Source organism: Paracoccus saliphilus (assembly GCF_028553805.1).
In the GTDB taxonomy this organism is placed as follows: domain Bacteria; phylum Pseudomonadota; class Alphaproteobacteria; order Rhodobacterales; family Rhodobacteraceae; genus Paracoccus; species Paracoccus saliphilus.
Genome location: NZ_CP067140.1, coordinates 693,597 through 717,111, shown reverse-complemented (window position 1 = coordinate 717,111; position 23,515 = coordinate 693,597). Strand labels below are relative to the sequence as shown.

23 protein-coding genes are annotated in these 23,515 nt (G+C 59.3%); 3 read left to right on the top strand and 20 right to left on the bottom strand.

What is annotated here, in order from left to right:
* Nucleotides 1-37: 37 nt before the first annotated feature.
* The 10 genes from JHX88_RS03345 to JHX88_RS03300 all read right to left on the bottom strand — a co-directional run bounded on the left by JHX88_RS03345 (nucleotide 38) and on the right by JHX88_RS03300 (nucleotide 9,090).
* Nucleotides 38-547, bottom strand: coding sequence for a hypothetical protein (locus tag JHX88_RS03345; RefSeq protein ID WP_076527427.1), 510 nt, complete (start codon nucleotides 545-547; stop codon nucleotides 38-40).
* A 40-nt stretch (nucleotides 548-587) separates the two neighbouring features.
* A complete protein-coding gene (locus tag JHX88_RS03340; RefSeq protein ID WP_076527426.1) occupies nucleotides 588-1,022 on the bottom strand; it encodes a molybdenum cofactor biosynthesis protein MoaE in 435 nt (144 codons plus the stop codon).
* Nucleotides 1,023-1,025: 3 nt separating this feature from the next.
* The gene (gene moaD, locus JHX88_RS03335; RefSeq protein ID WP_076527425.1) at nucleotides 1,026-1,277 is read right to left on the bottom strand and encodes a molybdopterin converting factor subunit 1; all 252 of its coding nucleotides are present in this window, start codon (nucleotides 1,275-1,277) and stop codon (nucleotides 1,026-1,028) included.
* On the bottom strand, nucleotides 1,267-1,899 hold the full coding sequence (pgsA, locus tag JHX88_RS03330; RefSeq protein WP_076527424.1) for a CDP-diacylglycerol--glycerol-3-phosphate 3-phosphatidyltransferase: 633 nt from the start codon (nucleotides 1,897-1,899) through the stop codon (nucleotides 1,267-1,269). Before pgsA ends, moaD begins: the two co-directional genes overlap by 11 nt.
* Nucleotides 1,900-2,024: 125 nt before the next feature.
* Nucleotides 2,025-2,411: a hypothetical protein gene (locus tag JHX88_RS03325; protein WP_076527423.1), complete on the bottom strand. Its 387-nt coding sequence runs from the start codon at nucleotides 2,409-2,411 to the stop codon at nucleotides 2,025-2,027.
* Nucleotides 2,412-2,595: 184 nt separating this feature from the next.
* A complete protein-coding gene (gene uvrC, locus JHX88_RS03320; RefSeq protein ID WP_076527422.1) occupies nucleotides 2,596-4,446 on the bottom strand; it encodes an excinuclease ABC subunit UvrC in 1,851 nt (616 codons plus the stop codon).
* Nucleotides 4,447-4,747: 301 nt separating this feature from the next.
* Nucleotides 4,748-5,524 (bottom strand): SDR family oxidoreductase, encoded by a 777-nt coding sequence (locus tag JHX88_RS03315; protein WP_076527421.1) that lies wholly within the window; start codon nucleotides 5,522-5,524, stop codon nucleotides 4,748-4,750.
* Nucleotides 5,521-6,447, bottom strand: coding sequence for a calcium/sodium antiporter (locus JHX88_RS03310; RefSeq protein ID WP_076527420.1), 927 nt, complete (start codon nucleotides 6,445-6,447; stop codon nucleotides 5,521-5,523). The genes JHX88_RS03315 and JHX88_RS03310 overlap by 4 nt, the downstream gene beginning before the upstream one ends.
* A 105-nt stretch (nucleotides 6,448-6,552) precedes the next feature.
* Complete coding sequence (locus JHX88_RS03305) at nucleotides 6,553-7,302, bottom strand: S49 family peptidase (protein WP_419182353.1); 750 nt, start codon at nucleotides 7,300-7,302, stop codon at nucleotides 6,553-6,555.
* A 384-nt stretch (nucleotides 7,303-7,686) separates the two neighbouring features.
* Entirely contained in the window at nucleotides 7,687-9,090 is a 1,404-nt protein-coding gene (locus JHX88_RS03300; RefSeq protein WP_272848174.1) for an Nramp family divalent metal transporter, read from the bottom strand.
* A gap of 376 nt (nucleotides 9,091-9,466) precedes the next feature.
* Here JHX88_RS03300 and JHX88_RS03295 point away from each other — a divergent pair, with 376 nt between their 5' ends.
* Together JHX88_RS03295 and JHX88_RS03290 are read left to right on the top strand one after the other, a co-directional pair.
* Entirely contained in the window at nucleotides 9,467-10,486 is a 1,020-nt protein-coding gene (locus JHX88_RS03295) for a 2-dehydropantoate 2-reductase (RefSeq protein WP_076527418.1), read from the top strand.
* Between the two features lie 145 nt (nucleotides 10,487-10,631).
* The gene (locus tag JHX88_RS03290) at nucleotides 10,632-11,405 is read left to right on the top strand and encodes a fumarylacetoacetate hydrolase family protein (protein ID WP_076527417.1); all 774 of its coding nucleotides are present in this window, start codon (nucleotides 10,632-10,634) and stop codon (nucleotides 11,403-11,405) included.
* 77 nt (nucleotides 11,406-11,482) lie between these two features.
* On the opposite strand, the gene JHX88_RS03285 is transcribed toward JHX88_RS03290, so the two are convergent.
* The 5 genes from JHX88_RS03285 to JHX88_RS03265 all read right to left on the bottom strand — a co-directional run bounded on the left by JHX88_RS03285 (nucleotide 11,483) and on the right by JHX88_RS03265 (nucleotide 17,787).
* The gene (locus tag JHX88_RS03285) at nucleotides 11,483-12,487 is read right to left on the bottom strand and encodes an NAD(P)H-quinone oxidoreductase (RefSeq protein ID WP_272848173.1); all 1,005 of its coding nucleotides are present in this window, start codon (nucleotides 12,485-12,487) and stop codon (nucleotides 11,483-11,485) included.
* A gap of 70 nt (nucleotides 12,488-12,557) precedes the next feature.
* On the bottom strand, nucleotides 12,558-13,292 hold the full coding sequence (locus JHX88_RS03280) for a GntR family transcriptional regulator (RefSeq protein ID WP_076527416.1): 735 nt from the start codon (nucleotides 13,290-13,292) through the stop codon (nucleotides 12,558-12,560).
* Nucleotides 13,293-13,459: 167 nt separating this feature from the next.
* Entirely contained in the window at nucleotides 13,460-14,377 is a 918-nt protein-coding gene (gene sucD, locus JHX88_RS03275; protein WP_076527415.1) for a succinate--CoA ligase subunit alpha, read from the bottom strand.
* Nucleotides 14,377-15,576 carry an ADP-forming succinate--CoA ligase subunit beta gene (gene sucC, locus JHX88_RS03270; RefSeq protein WP_076527414.1) on the bottom strand — a complete coding sequence of 400 codons (1,200 nt, stop codon included), beginning with the start codon at nucleotides 15,574-15,576 and terminating at the stop codon, nucleotides 14,377-14,379. Before sucC ends, sucD begins: the two co-directional genes overlap by 1 nt.
* 84 nt (nucleotides 15,577-15,660) lie before the next feature.
* Nucleotides 15,661-17,787, bottom strand: a complete 2,127-nt coding sequence (locus JHX88_RS03265) for an acetate--CoA ligase family protein (RefSeq protein ID WP_076527413.1) — start codon at nucleotides 17,785-17,787, stop codon at nucleotides 15,661-15,663.
* 560 nt (nucleotides 17,788-18,347) lie between these two features.
* Here JHX88_RS03265 and JHX88_RS03260 point away from each other — a divergent pair.
* Entirely contained in the window at nucleotides 18,348-18,503 is a 156-nt protein-coding gene (locus JHX88_RS03260) for a hypothetical protein (RefSeq protein ID WP_176011481.1), read from the top strand.
* Nucleotides 18,504-18,653: 150 nt separating this feature from the next.
* Here the strand turns inward: JHX88_RS03260 and JHX88_RS03255 are convergent, their stop codons facing one another.
* From JHX88_RS03255 to JHX88_RS03235, 5 genes are read right to left on the bottom strand one after another with little or no spacing between them, the layout of a single operon-like run.
* The gene (locus JHX88_RS03255) at nucleotides 18,654-19,931 is read right to left on the bottom strand and encodes an amidase (RefSeq protein WP_076527412.1); all 1,278 of its coding nucleotides are present in this window, start codon (nucleotides 19,929-19,931) and stop codon (nucleotides 18,654-18,656) included.
* Nucleotides 19,928-20,596, bottom strand: a complete 669-nt coding sequence (locus JHX88_RS03250; protein WP_336389923.1) for a DUF2848 domain-containing protein — start codon at nucleotides 20,594-20,596, stop codon at nucleotides 19,928-19,930. The genes JHX88_RS03255 and JHX88_RS03250 overlap by 4 nt, the downstream gene beginning before the upstream one ends.
* An 11-nt stretch (nucleotides 20,597-20,607) precedes the next feature.
* A complete protein-coding gene (locus JHX88_RS03245) occupies nucleotides 20,608-21,891 on the bottom strand; it encodes a TRAP transporter large permease (protein WP_076527410.1) in 1,284 nt (427 codons plus the stop codon).
* Nucleotides 21,888-22,433 carry a TRAP transporter small permease subunit gene (locus JHX88_RS03240; RefSeq protein ID WP_076527409.1) on the bottom strand — a complete coding sequence of 182 codons (546 nt, stop codon included), beginning with the start codon at nucleotides 22,431-22,433 and terminating at the stop codon, nucleotides 21,888-21,890. The genes JHX88_RS03245 and JHX88_RS03240 overlap by 4 nt, the downstream gene beginning before the upstream one ends.
* Before the next feature lie 24 nt (nucleotides 22,434-22,457).
* A complete protein-coding gene (locus JHX88_RS03235; protein ID WP_076527408.1) occupies nucleotides 22,458-23,495 on the bottom strand; it encodes a TRAP transporter substrate-binding protein in 1,038 nt (345 codons plus the stop codon).
* Nucleotides 23,496-23,515 lie beyond the last annotated feature (20 nt).

The window sequence follows — 23,515 nt, the reverse complement described above, 5'->3', positions numbered from 1 at the left end:
TGAGTGGAGCACGGCTGATATTCCGGCAATGAGAGCCTTATCTATCCGATCTCCGCCAGACGGGACGAACTGCATCGTCTTGCTCCGCGACATGCGCCAATGCTGCAGAGAGCGCGCCCATATCCAACCCTGGCAGCGCCGTAAAGGCATGTGCGAGCCCATCGGCGCCCGCCGCATCGACCGGCACCAGCAGCGCCTCGCCACTGGCAGCCCGCAATCGCCAATGCCCGCGTCCACCAAGGCGCAGCAACCGGATCTCGGTCACATCGCGCAGGGCGATCTCGCCTCCCAAAGCCGTCGCACCGTAATACCGGATGATCCCTTCATCGATCTCGACCACGCCCGGCGCACTGATACGGCGGCGAAAGGGCATCCGCCGCCAAGCACCGATCAGCAATGCTGCACCGACCAGAACGGCCAGCGCACCGATCAGCGCAAAGAACCAGCCACCGCGCAGGATCAGCCAGAGACCGGCCAACGACACGCCCGCCGCGATCAACGTTTCGGCCCAACGCGACAGCCATCTGCGCAATTCAGAGCGGATCATGAGTGGCAGCCATGGACAGGTATTTGAACAAAGAAGAAGATCACCACCGCGTCAGGGCCTCTTCATCGCTGGTTTTGGCCTCGACCCATTTTCCGCTGCCATCGTGGGCAATCTCGCGCTTCCAGAAAGGCGCGCGGGATTTCAGCCAATCCATCAAGTAATCGGCGGCATCGAATGCCGCGCGACGGTGACGGGCGGCTGTGGCGACCATCATGATCTGCTCGCCTACGGCAAGGTGACCGTGACGATGGATGATCCGCCAGTCGGTGAGATCAAAGCGCCGGGCGGCCTCTTGCCCGTAATCGTTCAGGGCGCGCTCGGTCATGCCGGGGTAATGCTCTATCTCCAGCGCGGTCATCCGACCATTGTCGTCGCGTACAACGCCCGAGAAGGTAACGATGGCACCGGCGCCCTCGCCAAAGCCGCGCATCTCTGCGGCCAGATCGAATGGAGCGGTCTGGACGCGGGCGGTCATGGCTCATCCTCCGGTCATGGGCGGGAAGAAGGCCACCTCGCGGCTTCCCGCCAGCGGTGTGTCTAGCTCGGCCAGTTGCTGGTCGACGGCGCAACGCACCGCCGACATGTCGGCAAAGGCCGCGGCATGCCATTCGTCACATGCGGCAAGTTCGGCCACCAGATCGCGGATGGTGGCGGCGTCGGTCTCGACCCGCTCGCGGGGCTGGCCGATGCGTTCGCGCAACCAGGCGAAATACAGGATATCAAGCGTCATCTTTCGGCTCCCGCAGATAGGGTAGCGCCTTGACGAAATATTCCCAACCGGTCCAGCCCGTCAGCACCGCCGCCATCCAGATCAGCAGCAATCCAAGCTGAGAGGCCAGATCGGACCAGCTGTCGGACCATGGCAACTCCCCCTCGCCGACCAATGGCGGGCGGCCGGTTTCGACATAGGCAAGCCCCGTGCCGAGGAACAATACGGCAATCGCGACCATCTGGAATGTGGTTTTCCATTTCGCCAGCCTGGTAACCTGCAAAAGCTTGGCATTAGCCCCCAGGAATTCGCGCAGCCCCGAAACGAAGACCTCGCGGAACAAGATCACCGCCGCAGGCAGGATCAACCACGGGTTCATCCCTGAATAGCCGGTGATAACCACGATGGCGATCACCACCATTGCCTTGTCGGCGATCGGGTCCATCGCGGCACCGAACCGGCTTTCCTGCTGCCAGGCACGCGCCAGGTAGCCATCGAACCAGTCGGTGATGGCCGCCAGCAGGAACAGCGCCAGCGCCGCCCAATCCGCCCAGGGCCGATGGAAATACAGGAACATCAGCGGCACGGCGGGTGCCGCGATCAGCCGAAGCAGGGTCAGGATATTCGGGACGGTCCAATGCATGCCGGCAAGCTAGTCTTTGCCGGCGCGCTTGGAAAGAGGCACCTTCGTCGCGATGACAGCAAAATGACAACGGAACGCGCCACGGGAATCATGGTTGGCGCAGGGCCATGAGCGAAGCCTCCGGATCAGGAGGCACCGTTCGGTTCTTCGGGATAAAGCTGGTAATCGCGATCACCGATGGTCAGTTTGACCGCCTTGATACGGTTCTCGCCGAAATGATGCGTACGGCGACCGACGACAGAAACCGGATCGCCCGGGATCGCCGGTGCATCTTCCAAACCTGACTCACGGTTGCGGCTATGGCAGCCCAGTTCAATGGTCCAATTGACGCCATCGCTGGCGCGAACTTGCAGCGTCGGGTCGCTGCCCAAGATATTGATATCGGTGATCGTGGCATCCAGCCGGGTCAGGTCATCCTCGAAATCCGACCAGCGATCACTCGAGAGCGCGTCGTCGGGCGCAAACAGGCGCGTGGGGGTGGTACTGATGCCGAAGCATGGAATATGGGGCATGGCAGCCTCCTTCTGCGATACGGGTGAGCAGAGGGAAACCTTAGCGCGATTCTGGCCCATCAAAGCGGTAATATTCCACCTAGATTTCCGCCGCCCCGGACAATGCAAGACTTTACTTGCAAGAATGCCGGAAAGTTGAACGAAAGCAGGCCGCCAAAGCGGCTGGCAAGAACCCGCCTATCCCTCAGCCCTTGGCATGGAAATGATCATAGACTTTCTGCGCCAATGCCGCCGAGATCCCCTCGACAGCCTGCAAATCCGGCAATCCTGCCCGGCTGACCGCCTTGGCGCTACCGAAATGGGCCAGCAAAGCGCGCTTGCGGGCCGCGCCCACACCAGCGATCTCGTCCAGCGGGTTGGCCATCACCGATTTGGCCCGCCGCGCCCGATGCGTGCCGATCGCCCATCGATGCGCCTCGTCGCGCAGCCTTTGGATGAAATACAGCACCGGATCATTCATGCGCAGCGCAAAGGGACGCCTGCCGGGGCGGTGAAACTCCTCCTTGCCGTGATCGCGGTCAACGCCCTTGGCAACACCAATGATGGGAACGTCATCGACGCCCAATTCGATCAGGATGCTTTCAACCGCCGAGACCTGCCCCGCACCGCCATCGATCAGCAACAGATCGGGCCATGCCTCGGTCTGCCGGTCGGGATCTTCCTTCAGCAGGCGCTGGAACCGACGGGTCAGAACCTCTTTCATCATACCGAAATCATCGCCGGGCGTGATCTCGGTCCCCTTGATGTTGAACTTGCGATACTGGCTTTTGACATAACCTTCCGGTCCGGCGACGATCATGCCCCCCACGGCATTGCTGCCCTGGATATGGCTGTTGTCATAGACCTCGATCCGCTTCGGAGCAGCAGGCAGGTCGAACGCCTCGGCAGTCCCCTCGAGTAGTTTCTGCTGTGCCGCACTTTCCGACATGCGGCGAGCGAGGCTTTCGCGGGCGTTGCGCAGGGCATTTGTCACCAGCTCGAATTTCTCGCCCCGCTGCGGCACCAGAACCTCTACCTTGCGGTTCGCACGCCCGCCCAGAACCTCGGCGGTCAGCTCCGGGTCCTCTGGCGGGTGAGACAGCAGGATCATTCGGGGCGGCGGCTTGTCGTCATAGAACTGCATCAGGAAGGCCTGCATCACCTCGTCCGGCGATTCAGCCCCCCCGAGACGCGGATAGAAGTCGCGATTCCCCCAGCTTTGATTGCCGCGGATGAAAAACACCTGCACGCAGGCCTGCCCGCTTTCCATATGCAACGCAATGATATCGGCCTCGGCCACCCCGCGCGGGTTGATGGCCTGTACCGATTGCACTGCTGTCAGCGCCTTGATCCGATCACGCAGCGCGGCGGCGCGTTCATATTCCATCGCCTCGGCAGCCTCGGCCATCTCTCGGGCCAGCGTCGCCTGGATATCGGTGGATTTGCCCTGCAGGAACCGCTCGGCATCCGAGACCAGTCCGGCATACTCCCTTTCCGAGATCCGACCAACGCAAGGAGCGCTACAGCGCTTGATCTGATAGAGCAAACAGGGGCGGGTTCGGGACTCGAATACTGCATCCGTGCAGTTGCGCAGCAGGAAGACCCGCTGCAACTGGTTCAGGGTCCGGTTCACTGCCCCCGCGCTGGCAAAGGGGCCGTAATAATCGCCCTTCTCCGATTTGGCGCCGCGATGCTTCTTGATTTGCGGAAAGGCATGCGACTTGGCGACCAGGATATTCGGGAAAGACTTGTCGTCGCGCAGCAGCACGTTGTAGCGCGGCTTGAGCTGCTTGATCAGGTTCTGCTCCAGCAGCAGCGCCTCTGTCTCGGTCCGCGTGGTCAGGAACATCATCGAGCAGGTTTCGCGGATCATCCGCGCGATCCGTGCCGAATGCCCTGAGTTCCGCGCGTAATTCGACACCCGCGCCCGCAGATCGCGCGCCTTGCCGACATAGAGCACCGCCCCTTGCGCATCCAGCATCCGGTAAACCCCGGGGCTGCGCTCGAGCGTGCGAAGGTAATCATGGATCAGCGCGTGGCCGGTCTTTTGGTTCATGACATCAGATTGGTGATTCCCGCTTCGGGCTGCAAGTTCCCGCGAGCGAATGCAAGTATTAAGCTTTCCACGGAATCTGTGGATAACTCTGTGGAGGGGCTGTTAGGGAGCAAGGCTTTGTCCTGCAATTGTTACGGTTTTGTTACCGTGCCTAAAAGTTAAGCAATTATTAAGGTCACTGAAAACAAACGGTTTTTTACCTTAGCTCGCCAAGAGGCTGAAAAAGCGGCAAGAATCCGAAATCGATGTGAACGGGATTTTTCACGGTGGACAAGACGCAGCGTCAAGCACCCTCTGACGGTTAACCCCGGCCCTGGATATCCGGTGTCTGCCAGCCCAGATGCTGGCCCCCATCGACACAGATCAATTGCCCGGTAACCGCCTTGGCATCCAGGAAATATGTCAGCGCATCAGTCACATCTCCGGGATTCGCCCCGCGTTGCAGTATCGTCGCGGCGCGCTGTGCAGCGAAATGCTCTTCGCTCTGGCGTGCCCCGATCATGGTGGGGCCGGGCCCGATCGCATTCACCCTTATCTCCGGCGCGAGCGCCTGTGCAGCGGTGCGGGTCAGAGCCCACAGCCCCGCCTTTGCCAGCGAATAGGTCATGAATTCCGGCGTTGGCTTCAGCACCCGCTGATCGACCATATTGACCACCAGGCCGCGCGCGACGGGCTCGCCCCCTTCATCGGCCCCGACGGGGGCGGCCTGCGCAGCAAAAGCCTGTATCAACTGGAACGGCGCCCGCAGATTCGACCCGATATGACGGTCCCAACTCGCCATCGTGGCGCTGTGGATATTATCGTAGTCGAAGATCGAGGCATTGTTCACGAGCACCGCCAGACGGCCCATCCGCTCGACCACTTGGGGAATCAGCGCGGCGGTAGTACCCTCGTCCAGCAGATCGGCCTGAAAGGCCTGTGCCGACACCCCCAAGGCACGAACGTCGGCCGCAGTCTCTTCAGCCTCATCGGCAGAGCGATCGTAATGAATTGCAACATCATGACCACGCCCGGCCAAGCAGAGCGCCATCGCACGCCCCAAACGCCTCGCTCCTCCGGTCACCAGCGCAACGCTCATAGCAACACCCAGACATAAGCCGCGTAGGCGGCCAGAAACGCCGCTCCGACCGGCCGCGTCATCGGGATGCCGCGAAACAGGAACGGCGCGATCAGCAGCGAACTGCCCAGCATCACCCACAGGTCAAGCTGCAACATCTGCGGCGGAACCGGCAATGGCGCGACGACAGAGGTGATACCAAGAATGGCCAGAATATTGAAGATGTTCGAGCCGACCACATTGCCAAGCGCCAGATCCGCCCGACCACGCACCGCCGAAGCGACCGAAGCCGCCATCTCCGGCAGCGACGTGCCAATGGCGACCAGCGTCAGCCCGATCACCGCCTCGCTTATCCCCATCAGCCGGGCAATATCGCTTGCACCGACGACGAGCAGATGCGCGCCCACCGGAAGGGCGACCAGCCCACCGATCAGCCAGATCGCGATCTGTCGGCCCGTCGCGCCCGGCTCGGCCCCTTCGATCTGCTCCGGCCGTTCGATCTTGGCGCCCGAAATCTGCCGCCATAGCACCATCGCCAGCGCGGCCAGCAGCACGAAGCCCTCGATCCGCCCGATCTCGCCAGTGAAAGCCAGCGCGATCACCAGCGCAGAGGCCGCGATCATCATTATCCAGCTTTCGCGCAGGTCATGCCCCTTCGTGACAATTCCCGAAACCACGGCAGAGGCGCCCAGGATGATCAGCACATTCGCGATATTCGAACCAACGGCATTGCCGAGCGCAATATCTGTCGACCCCCTCAGCGCCGCCGAGAGCGAAACCAGCAGTTCGGGCGCAGAGGTGCCGAACGCCACCACCGTCAACCCGACAACGATCGGTGCCACACCCAATCTCAGTGACAGGTTCACCGCCCCTTTGACCAGTAGATCGCCACCCAAAACCAACAGCAGCAACCCGGCAAGCACCAGCAACAGATCAACGATCACGTCTGTTTATCCCCAACAATTTCAACAGGAATTTACGAAAGCCCGGGCCGCTGACCAAGGCCAGGATCACCATGACCAGCAGAAAGACGATAACCAAGCGAACACTCATCCCCTTGCACCGAAGCTGGCGAAGGCCGCACGTTCCTCTGCTGCATCCAGGACCGCGTCGGCGGACAACCCGAGACGGCGGAACAGGGGCCGACGCGGACTGTGGACCGAGAATTTGACCTTCTCTCCGTAAAGCGCCTTCATTCTCGGCACCAGATGGCCAATGCCGTCCGCCAACCCGATCTCGACAGCCTCACGCCCCGCCCAAAACTCGCCGGTGAACAGGTCGCGCCCCTCAGGCAGACGATTGCCGCGGCGGGCAGTGACATGCGCCTTGAACGCGGCATGGATAGGCTCCAGAACATTGCGCAACCGTTCCACATCCTCGGGGTTCTCGGGCCGGAACGGGTCCAGCGTCGATTTCGAGCGGCCGGCGGTATGCACGCGCCGCTCTACGCCCCACCGTCCGATCAATTCGTGAAAACCGAAACCCGACGAAATCACCCCGATCGAGCCCAGAATGGAACTGTCATCCGCCCAGATGTCATCCGCGGCGCAGGCCAGCCAATAGCCACCCGAGGCCGCTACATCCTCGACGAAAGCATGCACGGGAATCCCAGTCTCATCCGCCAACCGCCGAATCCGTGCGGCAATAAGCGAGGACTGCACCGGTGATCCCCCGGGTGAGTTGATCGCCAGGGCGACAGCGGCGGGTTTACCCCGACGGAAGGCCCGTTCTATCAGTGGCGCAAGTGACGCATCGTTCAGCCCGCCGCCACGCCCGGCCATGCCGATCGCACCTTGCATTCGAAGGACTGATACACGCGGCCCACGGTTCAGAAATCTGCTGAGAAATGGAATATACATGCCGCCTCACATAGGCGTGCCTCGCGCTTCCGGCAAGGCGCGATCACCGTCTTTCGTCAAAGCGATATCTGTTATTCGGATCGGCGCTCCAGTCCGAAGCTGGAATACCATGGCAGCCATGCTTTGAGGTGCATAGGTGGTATTCAAAAGCCAGTTTCATCCGACATAGACGCTGACCTCATCCCGTCCACCATGAAAATCGGAACGTAGTCGGCACCACTTGTTTCTCCGTCATCACACAGTTGTCACAGAACCAGATTACGCCATCATTGAAAAAGGGGCCATATGGCCCCTTTTCATTTTGTACCAATGCGTCAGGGACGATCAGCTTAGAAACTGCAGATACAGAACATAAAGGCTGATGATGCCCAGCCCGATTGTCCCAATCCACGCCCAGGCAAACAACAGTTTGGATGGCAAGAATTCCGCGTCGTCCTTGGTGAAGTTGTCCTTCACGGCCTTGATGTTCAACCAGTAGATCACCGGCGAGAACAGCAAGGCGAGGACCGAAGCGATCTGCACCACGAAAATTGGGCGCGGCAGCCCGTAAATGATCGCTGCACCCGCAACCACCCACAGGACCTGAAAGCCGCGATACAGCAGCTTGCGCACGCGAGGCTCGTCCCAGGTCGTCTTCAGGCGAACGCAGCATTCCTCGAAAACCCGTGCCTGACCATCAAAATAGGTAAACACGGTAGAGAACAATGCCGCGACACCACCACCGATGATGATCGGGAAGATCCATGCGCCGAAAGTTTCGGTGTACATGAACGCGATGGTCGTACCCATCTCGGCTTTCTCCGGCACGATTCCCTTGGGAAACAGCACGACGGCACCGACAATGAGGAACGCGATACCGGTCAGCATAGAGATCACATAGCTGATGTTCATGTCGCGCTTGAACAGCGTGAAGTAGTTGCGCATGTAATTCGGCGCGAGGTTGACCTTGTAACCTTGGCGCTCCAGCTCGCGCACCTTCACCATGCCCGATTTCTTGTCGACCGCCCAATTGGATTGCATGGCCGAAACCTCCACAGTGGTCGGGAAGTAGCCGAACATCGCACCGAAAAGGAGCGCAGCGCCAATCGGCGGCAATGTCGGCAGCAACCGGCCCATATACTCTGAAGGTGTTGGCATCTGCAGCAGAAATGCGATCAGCGACGCACCGGCAAAGACGATGATCGCAATCTTGACGGCTCCTTCAAGGGCCGCATATTTCCCTGCCCAGAGAATGCCAACGGAAATAACAAGGACAGCCAGAGCCCAGATTTCCAAGGGCATGAATGGAAATGCCGCCCAAAGAAGGGCTGCGCATCCAAGCGCACGACCGGCAATTCCAAAGGTATTCACGAGCGATTGAAAGCCCAGGTACCAGAACGGCCAATTGCCGACCCGGCCATAGGCCTCCATTATGCTTTCGCCGCGAACCAATGTGTAACGGTGTGCGAATTCGAAAGCGCAGTATTTCATGAGATATGCGAATGGAATGATCCATAGCAGGGCATATTCGTATTGTGCCCCTGCTGTCGGCCCATGCATGATGTGACTTGCGCCGATACCCGTCATCGCTGCCGCGATACCAGGACCCATTGCCCTCCAGGTATCCATTGCGCCGGTTCCCGGCGCTTCCAGCGTTATGACCTTGCCTTTTCCAGTCAGTTCGGTCTCCTCTTCCCGAACCAACGGATTCGTCAGTTTGTCTGTGTCCACGTCTGATGCTGTACTCACGGCATCCCTCCCCCGTTTGATGTTTCCTGCAACTGGCCATTGACCCGCTTGCAGGCCGACTCGTTCATCACCTCTTGTCTTCTAGTGAACCTACGTGGTATAACGTATTACCAATTTCTCATACATGCAACAACATTGAACAACTGCTGATATCGACGGCAAAATTCGTCTGATCTGAAATTGGACAAAGTCGGGAATGCGACATTTCTGACTGCATCAGCCCCAGACATCCAGCCCCCTTTTGGCTCTCTTCGAATCATCCATGACGGCCAGTCACGGACGACAAGGTTTGACTCGCCTGCTTTTCTGGCATTATATATTCCACAACTTCCAGCGCGATCATGCAAGCGCTCCATTTCCAGACCAGGGAGGAATAATGAAAATCTGCATCTATGGCGCAGGTGCCATCGGCGGTTATATGGCGGTGATGTTGAAGCGTGGCGGCGCTGATGTCTCGCTCATTGCCCGTGGGCCGCATCTCCAGGCAATTAAGGATCATGGCCTCACCGTGCGAATCGACGGCGAGGAAATCGTTGAACATATGACCGCCAGCGATGATCCGGCGGCAATTGGGCCCCAAGACTACGTGATCGTGGCGCTCAAGGCGCATCAGGCGTGGGAGACCGCAAGCGCACTCTCTCCGCTATTGCATGATAAAACAGCAGTGGTGACAGCGCAGAATGGTCTTCCGTGGTGGTATTTTCACGGCCTCGACCCGGCTTATGCCGATCTGCGCCTGCAAAGTGTCGATCCGGGTAATCGTCAATGGAACGCGATCGGACCGGAGCGGGTTATCGGCTGCACCGTGTATCCCGCGGCGGAGATCGTCGAGCCCGGGGTCATCCAGCACATCTATGGCAATCAGTTCGGTTTGGGCGAACCTGATCGCAGTAACAGCGAGCGTGTCACGAATCTGGCTTCAGCACTCGAAGCTGGTGGACTGAAAGCACGCCTCTATGACGACATTCGCGACGATATCTGGCTCAAGCTGTGGGGTAATCTCTGTTTTAATCCCATCTCCGCGCTGACCGGTGCAACGCTCGATGTCGTAGCGACGGAGCCGGGCACCCGCGCGCTTGCCCGCGGAATGATGCTGGAGGCGCAGGAAGTAGCCGAACATTTTGGCGCCAGCTTCCGCGTAGACGTGGATCGCCGCATCAACGGCGCAGCCAAAGTGGGCGCACATCGCACATCCATGCTTCAAGACGCCTCGCGCGGTAGGCCGATCGAACTGGATGCGCTGTTGACCTCGGTTCAGGAGATGGGGCGTCTCGCCAATTTCGAGACGCCGTTCATCGACAGCGTGCTGGCCCTGGCTCAACAGATGGGGCGCGTGAAAGGGATCTATCCCACGTTCCCGGACGGCGAAGCAGAACAGAGCCAGCTCGCATCCTGAAACTTCATCCGATCCGAAAACCGGATCGGATTCTCAACAAGCGGGCATCAATAGCCTGAGAAATGGCACGCTTTGTCGCGCGGCCATTGCGTTTCAACATGCGCAACCGGCCAAAACGCCAACATAAGAATATAAGGAGGAGACAATGGCAAAATGGGTATGCTTCGAGGATGATGGACATGAACGGATCGGCCTGCTGGAGGGGGAAACCATCATCGTCCATACCGGCGATCTGCTTGACAGCCCGGCACCAACAGATATCAGGTGCTCGCTGAACGAGGTTCGGCTTTTGCCGCCATGCCGCCCGTCGAAGGTCATCGCGCTGTGGAATAATTTCCGTCAGCTGGCCGCAAAGTTGGACGTGCCTGAACCGGATGAGCCCCTCTATCTGCTCAAGGCCGTCTCCAGTGTCACCTCACCGGGGGCCACGATCAGCCGTCCACCGGCTTATGGCGGCAAGGTTGTCTATGAAGGCGAGCTGGGCATTGTTATTGGCCGCCCTCTCAGCAACGCATCCGAGACAGAGGCTGCCGCCGGAATTTTCGGCTATACCTGCGTCAATGACATCACAGCCGCCGAGATCATCGGCCGTGACAAGACATTCGCACAATGGGCGCGTGCCAAAAGTTTCGACGGTTTCGGTCCATTCGGCCCGGTGATCGCCACCGACCTCGATCCCGCAGGGCTACATGTCCGCACAGAGCTAAACGGGGCGGAGCGTCAAAACTACCCGCTCGACGATATGATCTTTCCGCCCGCACGCCTGATCAGCGCCCTGTCACAGGACATGACCCTGCTTCCAGGCGACCTGATCTGCTGCGGCACATCACTTGGCGTCGGCTCCATCAAGGAGGCGAGCAATTCCGTTTCGGTCACGATAGACGGAATTGGAACGCTTTCGAACAAGTTCATCCAATAAACGCGCTGTTACCGAGTTCCGATCCGCAGATTGTGCGGGTCGGAATATCCCGCTCACATGAGGACAGTCGGCGTGATTCAGACCGCGCCGATTTCCAGCACGATCTTGCCGATATGCGCGTTGGATTCCATCAATTCATGCGCTCGGGACGCCTCGGCAAGCGGGAAGCGCGCATGGATCAATGGCAGGCATTCCGCCTTTTCCAGCAAAGGCCACACCCGATCCTCCAACTGAGACGCGATCCCGGCCTTAACTTCGACCGATTGGGCTCGCAGGGTTGATCCGGTATGCGTCAGCCGCTTCATCATAAGCCGCATGAAATCCACATCGCCGCGCGATCCCTGCAGAAACGCGATGCTGACAATCCGTCCGCCAACGGCAGCCGCCTGGTAATTCTTTTGCAAATAGGGACCACCCACGATGTCGAGGATGACATCCGCACCCCGTCCTGCTGTGGCCTCCTTGATGGCTGAGACCCAGTCTTCGTCACGATAGTTGATCGCGATATCCGCCCCCAGTTCCCTGCAGGCGGCGCATTTCTCATCCGATCCCGCAGTAACCGCGACCGTGGCCCCGAACGCCTTGGCGAGCATCGTCGCCGTCGTTCCGATCCCGGAAGCGCCTCCATGCAGCAGCAATGTCTCTCCTGGCTGCAACCCCGCACGATCGAAGACATTGTGCCAGACGGTAAAGAAGGTTTCCGGTATTGCGGCAGCCTGCACATCCGATACGCCTGCAGGTATCGGCAGAGTGTTGGTGCCATCGACCAGAACGTATTCCGCATAACCGCCGCCGGGCGTCAGTGCGCAAACCGCATCCCCTGGCTTCCACCGCGTGACCCCGGCACCGACAGCCGCCACCCTGCCCGCGACCTCGAGCCCTAGAATATCCGACGCGCCCTTTGGAGGCGGATAGGCTCCGGAACGTTGCAGGACATCTGGCCGGTTCACCCCGGCAGCCGAGACCCGGATCAGGATTTCACCATCGCCGGGACTTGGGACCGGTCGCTGTTCGGGCTTCAGGACTTCGGGACCGCCCGGAGCAGAAATACCGAGTGCGGTCATGCTTTCAGGAAAATCCATTCCGCAGGCTCTCCATAGGTTGATTGCAGACCTATTCGGCATGACACGCCCAGATTACCGAGCGGCTGCGTCAGTCGAACAGGCCTTCGCTGTGTTTCTCGACGTAATCGGCCAAGCCAAGCGTATGGTCGCGGCAAAGTTTCTCCGCCCGCTCGGTATCACGCTTCTCCAGTGCATCGATAATTGCCAGATGGTCATTGATGGACTGCTTCGCGCGATCATGACGGCCGATCGTCATCTTGCGGATACCACGCACATGCAGAACGATATCCTCGATCATTTCCCGGAGGGTCGGCGATCCGGTCATCTGGATCAGCGTCTGGTGAAACAGCAGGTTGGCCTCGGAATATTCGCTCAGATAATCCTCCGGCGCATGGCCGTCGTGGAATTTCTCAAAAATTTTCCGCAAGCGACCAATGTCGCGGTTATTCGCATTCTGGGTAATCAACCGTGCGGCCATACTTTCCAAGGCCGCCCAAATCTGGATCATCTCGATCACTTCACGCTTGGTCTTGCGCAAAACGATGATCCCGCGCCGCGGAACGGATTTCACGAAACCCTGCTGCTCCAGCATGGCCAGTGCCTCGCGGATCGGAGTGCGACTGACGCCCAAGCGTTCGGCCAGCTGACGTTCGTCAAGCCAGGTATCCTCGGACACGCCGTAGATATCCATTCCGGTGATCGCCTGCTTCAACATCGCGTAGATCCGCGTCTTGAAATTCGGCTCCGCCGCGAAGGGCTCCAAGACAAGGTCCGGCCCTGTCTTGTCGGATACCGGCCAACGTGTCTGCGATTTAGAACTCACAACTGTCTCCTCCAGCGAACGGGTGGAATGTATAATAACATATCTCAACTGGAACAGATCACTAGATAATGCAAGGGTTCCAGGCAGCCAGAAGCGGCTGCAGCGGGCAATCTGCCCATCACTGCAGCCACACGTCCCCCGGGCAGATTGAACCCGTCTCGAAGGACTTATTCCGCAGCGGCGACCTGCGCGTCCTCGGGCTGTCCGTTAAGCAGTTCCACCAAGGTCTCGCCGATACGCGCCGGGGTGGGTGAAACCCGGATTCCCGCCGCCCGCATCGCCGCGATCTTGTCCTCGGCCCCGCCCTTGCCGCCCGAGATGACGGCACCGGCATGACCCATCCGCCTCCCCGGAGGCGCGGTGCGTCCGGCAATGAACCCGACAGTGGGCTTGGAACGTCCACGCCTCGCCTCGTCGGCAAGGAACTGGGCGGCATCCTCTTCGGCCTGACCACCGATCTCGCCAATCATGACAATGGATTCCGTTGCAGGATCGGCCAGAAACATCTCGAGCACATCGATGAACTCGGTCCCTTTGATCGGGTCGCCCCCGATGCCGACCGCAGTTGTCTGCCCCAGTTCCTGCTGCGAGGTCTGGAATACCGCCTCATAGGTTAGCGTCCCGGAACGCGACACGATCCCGACCGAGCCCTTGCGGAAGATCGAGGCCGGCATGATGCCGATCTTGCATTCATCCGTAGTGATCAGCCCCGGGCAATTGGGCCCGACCAGGCGGGACTTGGAACCGGTCAGCGCGCGATTCACCCGCTGCATGTCGAGAACCGGAATGCCCTCGGTAATGCAGACGATCAACGGAATCTCGGCATGGATTGCTTCGCAAATGGCATCGGCGGCACCAAGCGGCGGCACATAGATGACCGTCGCGTCCGCATCCGTCGCCGAACGAGCCTCCATGACCGTGTCAAAAACCGGCAGGTCCAGATGCGTCGATCCGCCTTTTCCCGGAGCCACGCCCCCTACCATCTTGGTGCCGTATTCCAGAGCGGCCTTGGTGTGGAAAGTGGCAGTCTTGCCCGTCATGCCCTGACACAGGACACGCGTATCTTTATTGATGAGAATGGACATCAGTTGGACCCTCCGACCGCCTTGACGATCTTTTGTGCAGCGTCGTCGAGATCGTCCGCGGAAATGACGTTCAATCCCGATCCTTCGATGATCTTCTTGCCTTCAGCGACATTCGTACCCTCGAGGCGCACCACCAGAGGCACTTCAAGTCCGACCTCCTTGACTGCGGTTACAATCCCTTCAGCGATCACGTCGCAACGCATGATCCCACCGAAGATGTTGACAAGAATGCCTTTCACGTTCGGATCAGCGGTGATGATCTTGAACGCGGCAGCGACCTTCTCGGCGGTCGCACCGCCACCGACATCAAGGAAATTGGCCGGCGTTCCGCCATGATACTTGATGATATCCATGGTCCCCATGGCCAGACCAGCGCCGTTGACCATGCATCCAATATCACCGTCGAGCGCGATATAGGACAGATCATGACGGGAAGCCTCAATCTCCTTGGCATCCTCCTCGGTCTCGTCGCGCATCTCAGCAATGTCCGGATGCCGTGGCAGCGCATTGGAATCGAAGCCGATCTTGGCATCCAGGCAGCGCAGTTCCCCGTCGCCCGTCAGCACCAGCGGATTGATCTCCAGCATCTCCATGTCCCGGGCGGTAAAGGCGGCATAAAGCTTGCCGGCCAATTCCTGGGCCTGCTTGGCGAGATCACCGGTCAGACCCAATGCCTTCGCTACAGCACGTCCGTGATGCGGCATGAAGCCCGTCGCCGGATCAACCCCGAGTGTCAGGATCTTTTCTGGCGTTTCAGCTGCCACCGCCTCGATATCCATACCGCCTTCGGTCGACACCACGAAAGAGGTGAACCCGGTTGCTCGATCTACCAGCAGGGACAGGTAGAACTCCTTGTCGATCTCGGAACCCGCCTCGACATAGAGCCGGTTGACCTGCTTGCCATCCGGTCCAGTCTGTATCGTGACCAACGTATTGTTCAGCATCTGCGCAGCATGTTCGCCAACCTCGGCGGCAGACCTTGCAAGCCGCACGCCACCACCGGCATCCGCGCCAAGCTCCTTGAAGCTGCCTTTGCCGCGTCCACCGGCATGGATCTGCGCCTTGACGACAAAGACCGGACCAGGAAGTTTGTCAGCCGCATTCTTGGCAGCATCGGCATCCATCGCCGCAAACCCGTCGGGCACCGGCACGCCATAGGACCTCAGGACATCCTTGGCCTGATATTCATGAATGTTCATTGTGTAGTTATCCTCTTTAGGACTGCCAGATTCTCGAAACGGCCCGGCCCCGGCGCGAAGCCGGAACCGGATCAGTCAGAGAAATCAGAGCAAGCCCGCGCCGCGCGCCCATTTATACTTGGCGCCCAGCACCTCGACCGGGAGTTCCGTGGAATAGGCATAAGCGGGAATGCCATGCTGGTAGAGATATTCCGCGGCTTCCTCGACCTCCACATCGCCGGCAAGCGACGCGACCATCGGTTTTTCAATGCCCTTGGCGGCCATTTCCTCTTTCACTTCGACCATGAGCTTGGCAAAGACCATGGGCGGCGTGACGATGGTGTGCCAGTAGCCGAGGATCAGCGAATGGATGCGGTCATCCTCCATGCCCAGGCGGACGGTGTTCGCATAGGTCTCGGGCGGCTCGCCACCGGTGATATCAACCGGGTTCCCCGCAGCGCCGAAAGGCGGAATGAACTTGCGGAACGCCGCGTCCAGATCATCCGGCATCGACATCAGGTCCAAACCGTTATCGACGCAGGCATCTGACAGAAGCACGCCGGAACCACCGGCCCCCGTGATGATCACCACATTTTCGCCCTTCGGCGTCGGCATCACCGGAATGCCCCGGGCAAATTCCAGCAGCTGCTTCAGCGAGCGAGCACGGATCACGCCGGATTGCTTGAACACATCCTCGTAGATCTTGTCATTCCCGGCCAATGCACCGGTATGCGACGAGGCAGCCTTAGCTCCGGCCGAGGTACGCCCGGCTTTCAGCACGACCACCGGCTTGGTTTTCGAGACGCGCTTGGCCACCTCGGCGAAGGCGCGCCCGTCCTTAAGATCTTCGCAATGCTGAGCGATGATCTTGGTATTCTCGTCCTGTTCGAAGAAGGTCAGCAGATCGTCCTCGTCGATATCGGACTTGTTGCCCAAGCCGACAATCGCGGATACGCCCATCTTCGCCGAACGCGAGAAGCCGATGATCGCCATCCCGATTCCGCCGGACTGCGACGACAAGGCCGCCGAGCCCTTCACGTCGTAAGCGGTACAGAATGTCGCGCACAGATTGTCCGGGGTATAATAGAAGCCATAGATATTCGGCCCCATCATCCGGATATTGTACTTGCGCCCGATCTCGACGATCTCGTCCTGCAGCTCTGGGGCTCCCGCTTCGGCGAAACCGGAAGGGATCAGCACGGCACCGGGTATTCCCTTCTCGCCGCATTCCGTGAGGGCCCCTGCCACGAACTTGGCCGGGATCGCAAAGACAGCCGTGTCGATCTCGCCCGGCACGTCCTTGACACTTTTATAGGCCTTGTAGCCAAGGATATCGTCAGCCTTGGGATGGATCGGATAGATGTCGCCGTTATATCCTCCATCGATGAGGTTGCGCATCACCGAGTTGCCGATCTTGCCCTGCTCATTCGAGGCACCGATGACAGCAACTGCGCGCGGGCGCATCACCTTGTTCATCGCCGTGACAATTTCTTCCTGGCTTGGCCGGTGGCGTGGCGCAGGCTGATCATGATCCAGAACGATCCGTACATCGGCCGCAATGGCGCCATCCTTTGTCGCAAAGACCGGGTTCAGGTCCAGTTCCGATATTTCAGGGTGGTCGCTGATCAGTTGCGAGACCCGCACGAGCATGTCGGCAAGCGCCTCGCGATTGACGGGATCGCCGCCACGAACGCCCTTCAGCATTTCCGCCGCCTGGATGCCGTCAAGCATCGAAAGCGCTTCATCCTTGTCGACCGGCGCAAGACGGAAGGTGATATCCTTCAGGACCTCGACCAGAACACCGCCAAGGCCGAATGCGACCAGTTTGCCGAAGCTGCCATCTGTGACGGCACCGATGATGACTTCCTGTCCACCGGGCACCATCTGCTGCACCTGAACCCCGCTGATATCGGCATCGGCCTTATACTGCTTGGCGTTCGCCAAGATCGTGTCATAAGCCTTGCGGGCGTCCTCTGCCGATTCGACGCCGACGATCACCCCCCCGGCATCGGTCTTGTGCAGAATGTCCTGCGAAACAATCTTCATCACCACCGGGAAGCCCATACCAGAGGCTAGCTTGGCAGCCTCGTCTGCGCTTGTGGCCAGCCCCTCATCGGGGACAGCGATACCATAGGCATCGCACAACAGCTTGCCTTCGGGCGCAGTGAGCGCCGTACGGCCTTCGGATTTTACTGCTTCCAGCGTTTTCCGGACATTGGTCTTGTCGAGCATGATTCCCCTCTCTGACGGCCATTTCCTCTTCGAACCGCACGGGTCTGGTTGCCTGTGCTATTCGCCCTCTCTGGCATTATGAATGATGAATGCCAGTTAAGGGTGCTGTCAACCCCAAGTTTTCCCACTCGGAAACCAAAAGCATATCATCGATATATTTTATATATATTTATCAAAATATTATAGCGACAAAGCCCCGCCGAAGCGGTGTTCGATCAAGATGGTCAAATCCATGACTGATAGGCATCATGCCTCGATCCTGACTGTCAAAAAACAACAATACCGGAAAAGTTCGAGCCCCTAGCTCTACATGCCCGTCATCCAGACCAAGTGCGAAACCATAGGGAAAGCTATGCGTTTCATTCGCGTACAGGGCACGGTCACCGAAGGTAGCAGGTGCCAGAATTTTTATTCCTCGCCACTGCTCATATATGCGCCAAAAGCCATGCTGCAGGTGCAAAGGCGGTATGCAGGCTCTGGTATATCTAATTTCAGATAGACCACCTACATAGCCCTCACAAGCGAAAGATACATCGGCCAGATTACAAAGGAGAGATCAAATGACCTATATCACTTCCGGCACTTCCTCGACCCCGCAAAACTGGTTCAGCCAAGTCGGCAAGGCAGTCGCTGCCTTCATGCGCGACACTTCGGATCGCGGCCTGGCGGTGACCGAATCGCCGTGGCCCGCAAATGACCGCCACCAGGAAAAGTAATCTCGCGATCTGTTTCCAATGCCTCGAAAGGCCGCAGTATGGCGGCCTTTTTCCCGCCGGCACAGAAACGCGATGACGCCACTTCACATTGTCGGATAGTGGCGGCATCGCGATCTCACAATAGCGATACCGCCCGTATCAACCCCAACATCACACCGTCTCATCCGCACCATTCAACAAATTGACGGCAGCAAATAGCAAAGCATCCGTCCGGTTCTTCCCGACCAGCATAGTCATCGACCAGCTAGGCGTCAGACCGGCTGTCGGCATGACCACGGCGCAACCGTTCACCAGATTGACCAAGGACGTATTGCGCAGCATCGCTGCATTAAGCTGATCGAAATCCGCCTCGACCTCGGCAATATTTGGCGGAAGCTGCATCAATGCCGGTGTCAGTGCCGCGTCAAACCCATTCATCAGCTGTTCGAATACCGTCACGACCTCGGCGCGCTTTGCATAAGCCTCAGCAATCTGGTTCTCGGACAGCGTTTCAGCAAAGCGAATGCGCGCCAGAACACGCGGATCGCCGATCAGCTCCAGCTTTTCCAGATCCCCTAAATAAAGGCGCCGAGCCTCGACCGAGACAATGATCCGGTTCAAGCCGATCCCTTCACCGATCCCGCGCATATCAACACGCTCCAACCGATGACCTGCATTGCGAAGCCGAACTTCCTCGGCAGAGAAAAGTGCCTCCACTTCCGGCGATAAACCATCGGTAAACGCAGCTTCCGGTACCGCCAATCTCAGCGGGTGCGGAGCGGTTCCAGATAGATTGGTATCAGCCATTACCTCCAGCATCTGACGCAACAAGGCCGCATCGCATGCCATGGGCCCAGGAGTGTCATAACTTGGCGCAAGCGGATGTACCCCGGTCGAATCTACCAGATTCTGGCTAGGCTTGATCCCCCAAATCCCGTTCGCGGCCGCCGGTATACGAAGCGAGCCTCCGGTATCCGTGCCGATCGCCGCATCGGTCAGCCCCATCCCCACGGTCACACCTCCACCCGAACTGGAGCCTCCGGGGATGACACCACTCGCCAGAACGCTTGACGGCGTGCCGTGATGCGGGTTCAGCCCTACACCGGAATAGGCGAATTCCGACATCGAGGTTCGGCCGAACATCAGGGCTCCCGCCTTGCGCAGTCGGGCAACGGCAACCGCGTCGCGATCGGCGGCCCCGCGAGAGGCGAGCAGACGCGAGCCCGCCCCGGTGACCTGCCCTGCCTCATCGTAAAGATCCTTGACCGAGACCAGCTTTCCGAACAAGGGCATGTCTTCCCCCGCCTCTCGTCGTGCGATCAGCCCATCAGCCTCGGCCCGTATCCTCCCGGGCGTGAACTCGGTAAAGATCGCGCGGCGAGTGGCTTCGGGCAATGTCTCGACACGCGCAATGGCGGCCTCCACCTTGTTTCGGAAAATGGCAGTCATGCGACCTCCGGCAGGGTGATAGCCGTGTATTCATGAGCGATCTCGCGCCCAAGCAGGGTATCGATCATCCGCATCCGAAAGCGCGTGGCCGGGCGAACCCCACCCTTGGCCCCAAATGTTCCGCACATCATCGCCGCGCACCCATCCGTCGCCAGCGAATCAAGCCCAGCCCCCACGATCAGTTCTGCCAGCGGACGGATCGAGGCCAAAGTCCCCTGCTGATAGAGAACCCATTCGCCATCCTCTTCAATCCAGCTTTCGAGGCTGATCCGTTCCAGATCGTTGGCCACCTCGTCCCACGCCCACAGTTCCGCCGCACAGGGCTTGGCGCATACCTGCTTTGACAGCGCAACCGAATGCGCTTCAAGCGCCCGGTCCGTGTGGTCTGATCCAAGGCCGAGAAAACGTCGGTTCCCAAGCTGAACGATCATCGGCTCGACTTCGCCAGACGAATTGCCGCCCACGACTTCGACATGCGGGGCTGAGGTCAGCAGTGATGCGGAAACACGATAATAAAGGGGTGTATCGGACGGAGGCGCGACCCCCAGTGCCGCTAGTTCTTCGATATGATGGGTGATCGCGACCGCATCGCGACCGGTCCAGCCGGCAATGACCAGATGTGTCAGTTCGATATTCAGCGCAGCGCCGCCGACGTTAAAGTTCATTTGCATTCCTTTCACAGGATCGAAGGGAGCCAAAGGGCGAGGCCGGGTATTGCAATGAGGGCCGCGATCATCGCGATCATGACCAGAACATATGGAATGGCACCCATGATCACCTCGTTCATGGAGCCCGATTTGCGCGCACCTTGCACCACGAACAGGTTGAGCCCGACCGGCGGAGTAATGAGGGCCATCTCGATCAGCACGATCATCAGCACACCAAGCCAGATCTTGTCATAGCCCAAGCCGGCCATGATCGGCACAACGATGGGAATGGTCGCGACCATCAGCGAGAGCGTCTCGATGAAGAAGCCCAGTACCAGATACAAAACGATCACCAGCATCAACGTTCCGAAAGGTGACAGGCCCGAGCCTTCGATCATCTGGCTCAGTTGACGACCAAGACCGGCCGATGTCATGGCGAAATTCAGAAATGAAGCGCCCGCGACGACCAGCATGATCATTGCCGAGATGCGGACCGTGCCATGCATTGCCTCCGCGATGGCGCTACGCCCAAGGCCGTCACCCAGAAACACTGCAATCAGTGCCGCCATCATCACACCGATGGCTGCGGATTCCGTGGGCGTTGCCCAGCCCGCATAGATCGAGCCGATGACAACCGTGAAAAGGATGAGGATCGGCACGAGCTGAATCAGGCTGCGCAGCCTTTCGCCCCAACCGAAGCTGCGCGAGGCACCGCCAAGGGCGGGACGGATACTGCAGATCACCGCCGTCACCGCGACGAAAGCCAGCGCCATCAGCAAACCAGGCAACAGCCCGGCCGAAAACAATTTCGGGATCGAGGTTTCGGTCAGGAAACCATAGACGATCAGGTTGATCGAGGGCGGAATCAGGATGCCGAGCGTACCTCCTGCCGCGATCGCACCGGAAAACAGGCGCGGATCGTAACGCAGCTTTTCAGCTTGCGGCATGGCGACGGTGGCCACCGTGGCAGCGGTCGCCACCGACGAGCCCGACGTGGCGGAAAACATCGTCGCGGTGGCGATATTGGCATGGATCAGGCCACCGGGCAGCCACGACAGCCACTTGTCCAGCGCGGCATAGGTTCGCTCGGCCACGCCGCCTCGAACTAGGAGCTCACCCAAAAGGACGAATAGCGGGATGGCGATCAGTGTCGAAGACGCCGATGAAGACCAAACCACCTGACCCAGACCACGAAGCAGGGGAAAGGCCGAATAGAGTTCGCCAACACCGACCCCCAGAATGAACAGCACGATGCCGACCGGGATCGACAAGGCCATCAGGCCAAGAAGAGATGCCGCAATGGTCCAGATCATTTGTCCAACTCCGATCCGACACCCATTGAAGCGTCAAAGGCATCACGTTGACCACGAAGGAAATAAACCAGACCGATCACTGTCAGTGCGGTCGCGCTAAGGGCAAACCACAGCCACCCGCCAAACCAGATCCCCTGCGGTATCCACAATGGCGTTTCCAGCGCCGTATTCGCACGCGATCCCCGCTCGATCGTCTTTTGCAGCACCGGCCAGCAATACCAGGCGATCAGCAGCACGATCCCAGAGGTCACGATCATCGCGAAGATATCCATCAATGCCTGCCCCGGCCTCGGCAGTTTCTGCCGGATCACGTCGATGCGGACATGGGCGCGCTCGACCAGCCCGCAGGCAAGGCCCCAACTGGCGACCGCCGCCATGACATAGCCCGAGATCTCGTCCGAGCCTCCAAGTGATTCCCATCCGGACTTGCGCATCACAACGTCGGTAATGATGAACAGAACCGTAAGCACCAAGATGATACCGAGGATCAGGGCGATCAGGCGGTTGGCGCGCACAAGCGCGTCATGCAGCTTCACGATCATGGCGGCAGGCCTCTCTCTTGCGATCTATTGAGCGATCGATATTCCGACTGCCTGGCCGACAGAGTCGTTCCAACGAGCCGCCCATTCATCACCGGCGCGGCTAGCCCAATCAGGAAGAACTTCCTCGGCGAGGATCTTGCGAGCGGCCTCGACATCTTCCTCTGAAGGCTCGACCAAGGTCATCGTTGCGGGCTCACCGGACGGGCAGTCTCCATTGCCGGTCAGGCATGCGATATCATTCGCCAGCCCGCCCTGAGCGACTTCCCAAGCAGGAGCTTCCAGGCCCTCGACGACCGCTTTGCTCAGCATCTCCTGCTGTTCGGCAGACAAACTGTCGAAGCGATCCGCGTTCATCGCGATCACGACCGGGTCCCACCCCCCAAGCGGCAACGTCATCAGGTGATCCGAAACTTCCCACCAGCCAGCGGAATAGCCCGACCCTGCCCCGGTCACGGCGCAGTCGATCACGCTCCGCTCCAGTGAACCCGGAACCTCGGAGAAAGCGATATTGACGCCCTCGGCCCCCAAAGCCTCAAGGAATTTCGTGGTCATTCGGCCCGAGCCGCGCACCTTCTTGCCCTGCAGATCCGCCAGTGAGGACACTTCGCCCTTGCAGAAGACTACTTGCGGCGGATAGGGCGCGATGCCCAGGACCTGCGCGCCAAACCGGTCGCGCATGATGTCCTCGACCATCGGGCGGGCGGCGTCTACCATCGTTCTGGCCTCTTCCGCAGTGGTCGCGACCAACGGCACGTCCAACCCTTCCAGTTCCGGCGCATCTCCCACGGTATAATCCGCGACGGTGGCCCCGACATCGAAAACTCCGTCGCCCAGCATTCGGTAGACATCGGCTCCGGCGACACCCATCTGGTCAAAGCTGGTCAATTGCGCGGTGAACTCGCCCCCGGTCAACTCGGGCAATTTCTCGGTCCAGAACGGTGTTTCAAAGTCCTGATACAGCGGCAGATTGCTCCAGCTGCCAACGACTGCCAGTTCCTCGGCAAGGGCCGGGGTTGAAAGCGTCGTTCCCGCCATGAGGCAAATGAAAGTAAGTTTTTTCATGTTTCTCTCCTGTTGATTGC

What these genes read in the sequence shown, in the direction of transcription:
- JHX88_RS03345 (WP_076527427.1), bottom strand. Translation starts at nt 547, where the DNA reads ATGATCCGCTCTGAATTGCGCAGATGGCTGTCGCGTTGGGCCGAAACG.
- JHX88_RS03340 (WP_076527426.1), bottom strand. Translation starts at nt 1,022, where the DNA reads ATGACCGCCCGCGTCCAGACCGCTCCATTCGATCTGGCCGCAGAGATG.
- moaD (WP_076527425.1), bottom strand. Translation starts at nt 1,277, where the DNA reads ATGACGCTTGATATCCTGTATTTCGCCTGGTTGCGCGAACGCATCGGC.
- pgsA (WP_076527424.1), bottom strand. Translation starts at nt 1,899, where the DNA reads ATGCATTGGACCGTCCCGAATATCCTGACCCTGCTTCGGCTGATCGCG.
- JHX88_RS03325 (WP_076527423.1), bottom strand. Translation starts at nt 2,411, where the DNA reads ATGCCCCATATTCCATGCTTCGGCATCAGTACCACCCCCACGCGCCTG.
- uvrC (WP_076527422.1), bottom strand. Translation starts at nt 4,446, where the DNA reads ATGAACCAAAAGACCGGCCACGCGCTGATCCATGATTACCTTCGCACG.
- JHX88_RS03315 (WP_076527421.1), bottom strand. Translation starts at nt 5,524, where the DNA reads ATGAGCGTTGCGCTGGTGACCGGAGGAGCGAGGCGTTTGGGGCGTGCG.
- JHX88_RS03305 (WP_419182353.1), bottom strand. Translation starts at nt 7,302, where the DNA reads ATGCAAGGTGCGATCGGCATGGCCGGGCGTGGCGGCGGGCTGAACGAT.
- JHX88_RS03295 (WP_076527418.1), top strand. Translation starts at nt 9,467, where the DNA reads ATGAAAATCTGCATCTATGGCGCAGGTGCCATCGGCGGTTATATGGCG.
- JHX88_RS03290 (WP_076527417.1), top strand. Translation starts at nt 10,632, where the DNA reads ATGGCAAAATGGGTATGCTTCGAGGATGATGGACATGAACGGATCGGC.
- JHX88_RS03285 (WP_272848173.1), bottom strand. Translation starts at nt 12,487, where the DNA reads ATGGATTTTCCTGAAAGCATGACCGCACTCGGTATTTCTGCTCCGGGC.
- sucD (WP_076527415.1), bottom strand. Translation starts at nt 14,377, where the DNA reads ATGTCCATTCTCATCAATAAAGATACGCGTGTCCTGTGTCAGGGCATG.
- sucC (WP_076527414.1), bottom strand. Translation starts at nt 15,576, where the DNA reads ATGAACATTCATGAATATCAGGCCAAGGATGTCCTGAGGTCCTATGGC.
- JHX88_RS03265 (WP_076527413.1), bottom strand. Translation starts at nt 17,787, where the DNA reads ATGCTCGACAAGACCAATGTCCGGAAAACGCTGGAAGCAGTAAAATCC.
- JHX88_RS03260 (WP_176011481.1), top strand. Translation starts at nt 18,348, where the DNA reads ATGACCTATATCACTTCCGGCACTTCCTCGACCCCGCAAAACTGGTTC.
- JHX88_RS03255 (WP_076527412.1), bottom strand. Translation starts at nt 19,931, where the DNA reads ATGACTGCCATTTTCCGAAACAAGGTGGAGGCCGCCATTGCGCGTGTC.
- JHX88_RS03250 (WP_336389923.1), bottom strand. Translation starts at nt 20,596, where the DNA reads ATGAACTTTAACGTCGGCGGCGCTGCGCTGAATATCGAACTGACACAT.
- JHX88_RS03245 (WP_076527410.1), bottom strand. Translation starts at nt 21,891, where the DNA reads ATGATCTGGACCATTGCGGCATCTCTTCTTGGCCTGATGGCCTTGTCG.
- JHX88_RS03240 (WP_076527409.1), bottom strand. Translation starts at nt 22,433, where the DNA reads ATGATCGTGAAGCTGCATGACGCGCTTGTGCGCGCCAACCGCCTGATC.
- JHX88_RS03235 (WP_076527408.1), bottom strand. Translation starts at nt 23,495, where the DNA reads ATGAAAAAACTTACTTTCATTTGCCTCATGGCGGGAACGACGCTTTCA.